General features: G+C 36.4%; 6 protein-coding genes and 1 rRNA gene. 3 read left to right on the top strand and 4 right to left on the bottom strand.

Annotated features, from left to right (window positions below; translation table 11 throughout):
• A 5S ribosomal RNA gene (gene rrf / locus FGQ66_RS15780) occupies positions 1-77 on the top strand; the annotation flags it as partial.
• A gap of 46 nt (positions 78-123) precedes the next feature.
• On the opposite strand, the gene FGQ66_RS04470 is transcribed toward rrf, so the two are convergent.
• The 4 genes from FGQ66_RS04470 to FGQ66_RS04455 form a co-directional block, all read right to left on the bottom strand.
• Entirely contained in the window at positions 124-594 is a 471-nt protein-coding gene (locus tag FGQ66_RS04470; protein ID WP_113846303.1) for a glutathione peroxidase, read from the bottom strand.
• 281 nt (positions 595-875) lie between these two features.
• Positions 876-1,334, bottom strand: a complete 459-nt coding sequence (locus FGQ66_RS04465; RefSeq protein WP_005879048.1) for an S-ribosylhomocysteine lyase — start codon at positions 1,332-1,334, stop codon at positions 876-878.
• A 132-nt stretch (positions 1,335-1,466) separates the two neighbouring features.
• Positions 1,467-2,615 (bottom strand): cystathionine gamma-synthase, encoded by a 1,149-nt coding sequence (locus FGQ66_RS04460; RefSeq protein WP_138301801.1) that lies wholly within the window; start codon positions 2,613-2,615, stop codon positions 1,467-1,469.
• Between the two features lie 66 nt (positions 2,616-2,681).
• Positions 2,682-3,599 carry a PLP-dependent cysteine synthase family protein gene (locus FGQ66_RS04455; protein WP_113846301.1) on the bottom strand — a complete coding sequence of 306 codons (918 nt, stop codon included), beginning with the start codon at positions 3,597-3,599 and terminating at the stop codon, positions 2,682-2,684.
• A gap of 366 nt (positions 3,600-3,965) precedes the next feature.
• Here FGQ66_RS04455 and efp point away from each other — a divergent pair, with 366 nt between their 5' ends.
• Positions 3,966-4,529 carry an elongation factor P gene (efp, locus tag FGQ66_RS04450; RefSeq protein WP_005879045.1) on the top strand — a complete coding sequence of 188 codons (564 nt, stop codon included), beginning with the start codon at positions 3,966-3,968 and terminating at the stop codon, positions 4,527-4,529.
• 548 nt (positions 4,530-5,077) lie between these two features.
• Positions 5,078-5,716, top strand: a complete 639-nt coding sequence (gene trhA, locus FGQ66_RS04445; RefSeq protein ID WP_113846300.1) for a PAQR family membrane homeostasis protein TrhA — start codon at positions 5,078-5,080, stop codon at positions 5,714-5,716.
• Positions 5,717-6,022 lie beyond the last annotated feature (306 nt).

Here is a 6,022-nt window from a genome sequence, read left to right as displayed (position 1 = left end):
CCGAACACAGAAGTTAAGCTTCTTAGCGCCGATTGTAGTGAGGGGTTGCCCCTTGTGAGAGTAGGACGTCGCCACGCAAATGGTAAAAGCAGATGAACAAAGTTCATCTGCTTTTTTGTTTTTCTATAATACTGCTTCAATCGCATCGACCATTTTTGTGGGAGAAGTTTGTGGAGAGAAACGTTCAACGACCTCACCATTTTTATCTACTAAAAATTTAGTGAAATTCCATTTGATTGCATTTGTTAGTGTGCCAGACGCGTGTTCTTTTAGATAAGCAAAAATTGGATCGGTATGCGACCCATTGACTTCAGTCAGTTGGTGCATCGGGAAGGTAACTCCGTATGTGGTGCGACAAGCTTCAGCAGCATCACTTGCATCGTCAACTTCTTGTTTGAATTGATTCGATGGAAATCCCAAAATGATCAAACCTTTAGATTGATATTGTTCGTAAAGTTCTTCTAATTGTTTGAACTGTGGTGCTAATCCGCATTTCGTAGCTGTATTGACAATGATCATCGGGTGCCCTTTGTATTTATCTAATGAATAGCTTGTGCCATTTTCTAGTGTGGCGGTAAAGTCATAAATGCTCATTAGTAATTCCTCCTAAGGTATTTCCAAAATATTATGATTTCTTGCTTCATGAAATGATTAAAAAAAGCCAGACAATCTCGAAAATATTGAAAAGTATCTTCAGATCGTCCGGCTTTTTCAGAGCAAAATAGTCTTACATAATCTCTTAGAATACATAAATTGATTGTGCTCAAATCATACGCTTATTTTGTTTAAATAGCTAGTCCGTTTATTCAATCAAGTGTTTGAATAGCTCGAATATAGTGAATTATCCAGACACATTTTTGTCTAAAACAGGGTGTTTAAGCTTCTACTTCAGACCATTCGTCACGTTTTGCTAAGAATTCGCGTGCTAATGCTTGCGCGCCTTCTAATGTGTGACTAGCAGCCCAACCGCATTGTGTTTCATTACTTGCTGGTACTTCCGTTGCTTCTAGTACGTCGTTCATCGTTTTTTCTAAGATATCTAAAATATCATCATAACTTTCATGGTTTAAAACAGTTAGATAAAACCCTGTTTGGCATCCCATTGGAGACCAGTCAACAATATAGTCCGCATGGTTACGAATCAATTCTGCTGTTAAATGTTCTAAAGAATGTAGACTTGGCATATCCATGTGTTCTTTGTTTGGTTGTTTGAAACGGACATCATATTTAATGATAACATCCCCATGTTCTCCCGTTTTACGGTCAGCAACTCGGATATAAGGTGCTTTTACTTTTGTGTGATCAAGATTAAAACTTTCAACGTTCATTCTCATGTGTGATTACCCCTAACTATTGTTCATACTAGCTGTTTATGGAAGAAAATAGTGAACATTCCATAATCAAGCTGCTATTCATATAGATTCTAACACTTATTTCTTTTAAGGTGTAGTAATCTGAAATGATTTTTATCTTTTTATTAAGTGTTCGAATGCTTGGGTCAAATCATCTAAAAGATCTTCTCCATATTCAATACCTACTGACAATCGAATCAAGCCATCTTTGATTCCTGCTGCTTCCCGTTTTTCTTTGGGAACAGACGCATGGGTCATAACGGAAGGAATTTCGACAAGACTTTCAACGCCTCCCAAGCTTTCACCTAGGATAAATAATTGTAATGCTTCTACGAAGGGAATTGCTTCTTCATCTTGTTTCAACGTAAAGGAAACCATCCCACTAAATCCACTCATTTGTGCTTGTGCAAGTGTGTGATTTGGATGAGTAGCTAAACCAGGATAATAGACTTTTTCTACTTTAGGGTGGTTTGCTAAAAATTCAGCTACACGAAAGGCATTTTTTTGATGTTCTTCCATACGTACACCTAATGTTTTGATTCCCCGTTGCAGTAGCCAACTATCTTGTGGGCCTAACACACCACCGATTGCATTTTGGTAAAAAGCGATGGAGTCAGCTAATTCTTCATTATTGGTAGTGACAAGACCAGCAACGACATCACTATGCCCACCTAAATATTTTGTACCGCTGTGTAAAACAATATCTGCACCTAAATCAAGAGGTTTCTGGAAATAAGGTGTGGCAAAGGTATTATCAACTATTGTAAGTAAATGATGTTTTTTGGCAATCTCAGCACTTTTTTCAAGGTCAGTGATTTTTAACAATGGATTACTTGGTGACTCTAGGTATAAAGCTTTAGTATTTGGTTGGATAGCATCTTCGATTTGAGTTAAATCACTGGTATCGATGATCGTATACTCTAAGCCATTTTTGGTGAGTACTTTGTCAAACAAGCGGAATGTTCCACCATAGACATCATCCCCTAATAAGAGATGATCACCAGCTTGAAAAAGGGAAAATACGGCATGGATACCGGCTAAGCCGGAAGCAAAAGCAAAGCCTTTTACTCCGCCTTCTAAATCAGCAATCAGTTCTTCTAAAGCAAACCGAGTTGGATTACCTGAACGAGAATACTCATAGTGTTTGGGTTTGCCCACACCGTTTTGACGGTAAGTCGAGGTTTGATAGATGGGAACACTGACTGCTCCAGTAGTTGGATCTTCGCTAATTCCACCGTGAATCAATTTTGTTTGAATGTGCATGGTTATTTCCTCCTAAAGTGTATGATTCTTTTATTTGATAATAAGTTAATCTAAAAAAGCATGTTTTTATTCATAGATTCCCTTAGATAGATAACGATCAGCTGTGTCTGGAAAAATCGTTACAACCGTACTTTTCTCTGGTAAACGTTGGACCTCATGTAAAGCAGCAGCAAAAGCAGCACCACTGGAACTGCCAACTAATAAGCCATTTTTTTCAGCTAACTGTCTGGTATAGTCGAACCCCTCTTTGTCAGAAATCGTTTCAAAGCGAGTAATCGGAAGTGTTGCAAGAAAAGGTGGAGTGAACTCTACCCCGATCCCTTCAATTGCATGAGCGTGTGGTTTCCCACCGTTTAAAATGGAGCCCTCAGGTTCAACGCCAATTAATTGAATGGCAGGAATCTGTTCCTTCAAATAGCTGGCTGTTCCTGCAAAAGTTCCGCCACTTCCGATACCTGCAACAAAACTAGTGAGTTGATCTCCTAATTCCTGAAGGATTTCTGGACCTAGCGTATGGTAATATGCAGCAGGGTTATCAGGATTTTCAAATTGTAAAGGAAGATAACTGTCAGGTATCGCTTGTGCTAACTCCTTGCTTTTTTCAATCGCACCCAGAATGCCTAACTCGCTCGGTGTATGAATGATGGTAGCGCCTAGTGCTTTCATCAATTGCTGTTTCTCAAGACTGAATTTTTCTGGAACGACAAAAATCGTTTTTAACTGGTAGCTCAATGCGGCAATTGCGAGACCGATACCGGTGTTGCCGGCAGTGGGTTCGATAATGGTCGTATTTTTTGTGATTTTTCCTGTTTTTACGCCAGTCGTAATTAGATATTTTCCTAAACGATCTTTGATACTTCCTCCAGGATTTAAATTTTCTAATTTGGCATAGATCACTGAATCTTTAGGCATGGGATAATCTTTTTCAGTGAATTTAAAAATGGGCGTTGAACCAATCGCATCTGTAATCGTAGTAATAATCATGAGATCCTCCTAAAAAAATATAAAATAAAAAAGGAGCTGACTATTAAATCAGCTCCTTGAAAAATCATCAGATGAGTGTCCATTAAAGGATAAATGTAAATAGAGATACTCAACTATATGAAGGGCTATCAATAGACATGACGAATAGTATGCTGCTTTTAAGCACCATACAACAGCAACGATTCAATTCTTTATGATTGCTGATAGTCATGTTAGTTCCCTCCAAAAAAGAATTGAGTTAAAAATAGCATGAAAAAAATTGAAAGTCAAAGACTAAACCTTAAAAAGAGATAATTTCCTAGTTTTATGGCCAGTTGTCTGATACAATAAAGTTGATTATGATTAAGATAAGAAGGAGCAAAAATAATGATCTCAGCAAGTGATTTAAGAGCCGGAATGACATTTGTTCAAGACGGCAAACTAATTAAAGTTTTAGACGCAAGCCACCACAAACCTGGTAAAGGAAATACAGTCATGCGTATGAAATTAAAAGACGTTCGTTCAGGAGCAACTTACGATACGACTTTTAGACCAGAAGAAAAATTTGAAAAAGCACACATCGATACGAAGGCTGTCCAATATTTATACACAATGGACGATACAGCATTCTTCATGGATCTTGAAACATATGAACAATATGAAATTCCAGTTGAAACTGTAGAAGAAGAAATGAAATATATCCTAGAAAATATGGAAGTTAAAATTCAATTCTTCGGTAGTGAAGTGATTGGTGTTCAATTGCCAACAACTGTTGTGTTGCGTGTCGTTGAAACACAACCTTCAATCAAAGGTGCTACTGTTACTGGTTCAGGTAAACCAGCTACAATGGAAACAGGTCTAGTTGTCAACGTTCCTGATTTCGTCGAAGTAGATGAACTACTTGAAATCAATACAGCAGAAGGCACATATTTGAAACGTGCGTCAAAATAATTTTTAACTAAAATCAGGGCTTTTGATGGTATCCAAGGATGGAACTCATCAAAAGTCCTTATTTTTTTGTGATTCCGTAAGGGGATAGCTCTAGAATCGTTGGATGGAGGATCATTCTAAAATTTTTTTGTCGCTAAAATCGACAATATATTTTGATGAGCGAAATCTCTCGGTAGAGTGGAGAAACAATACTAAAGAAAAATCCGCTCGATCCGTAAACTCCTTTTCTCATTAGCTCAATTAAGAGGGCCTTTTTCAAATAGATCTTTTGTGGAGTGGTTATTCGATACATCTAGTGGTATTCTTATTGACTAAATAGGGAGGATCAATCGCGGACCAAAAGAAATTATTCCACGAATAGGAAAAATAGTCTTTATGGAATCACTGTTTTATTTATTTGAGTAATAATTGAAAATGGAAGCGTTTATGGTTGCTATTTTATTGTTTAAGATTTAATATAGTATTGAAAACTAGATGTAAAAGTTTTTATAAACAGTATATAATGGAATTACAGAATAGAGAACTGGTTTGATTGGAGGAAACACGGAATGGAAATAGGATTTAGTCGGAAGTATCATATCGTGAATGAAGTATTGAATGCGGTCACACATGGGATTGCGGCACTAATGAGTATCGTTTGTTTTGATCTTTTGATGGAACGAGCACACACGACACTCGATTATGTCGCATTTATCATCTATGGGAGTTCCCTTTTTCTACTCTTTTTTTCATCGACACTTTTTCATAGTTTGATTTTTACAAAGGCTAAAAAAGTATTTCAAATTTTTGATCACTGTTCGATCTACTTATTGATTGCTGGCACCTATACACCATTTTGTTTGTTGATCGTCCAAGGTCTCTCGGGTGTATTACTTCTTAGTGTTATTTGGGCAACGGCTGTGGTCGGGATCATTTATAAATGTTTGACATTGACTAAGGCAAGCCAGGTGTCTAAAATATCTACGATTATTTATAATGTCATGGGATGGGGGATCGTGATCGTTCTCCCTAAATTGTACCAATCGATCAATTTGACTGGCTTGTTACTTTTAGTGGCTGGTGGTTTGGCTTATTCGGTTGGTTCTGTTTTTTATAGTATGAAAAGTAAAAAATTCACACATGTCATTTGGCATCTATTCGTTATGTTGGGCGCATCGTTGATGTTTTTAGCGTTATATTTTGGTTAAAAATCTCTTGTATACTCAGTGAAATGACATAAACGGTTAAAAGAAAAATGAAAAATAGAATGAAAAAAAGAACTCAAAAAATAGTTGAGTTCTTTTTTTTGTGTATAAAAATGTAAAATCAAATGAGCATATACATTGTTTTCTATTGATTTTTTCTATAGCTTTGTAAATATACAAAAAAACGAATGATTGATGATTTTTCCTGAAAATATTTCAGAATATACTAGACAATTCAGAAAATTTTGTTTAATATTATTCAAATAAAATTTAAATCTCAATCAAAGTTAATTCCAATTTGATGAGAAA

The organism is Enterococcus sp. BSD2780061688st2 D3, from assembly GCF_005844145.1.
In the GTDB taxonomy this organism is placed as follows: domain Bacteria; phylum Bacillota; class Bacilli; order Lactobacillales; family Enterococcaceae; genus Enterococcus_B; species Enterococcus_B durans.
This window is presented reverse-complemented; position numbering and strand designations above follow the sequence as displayed.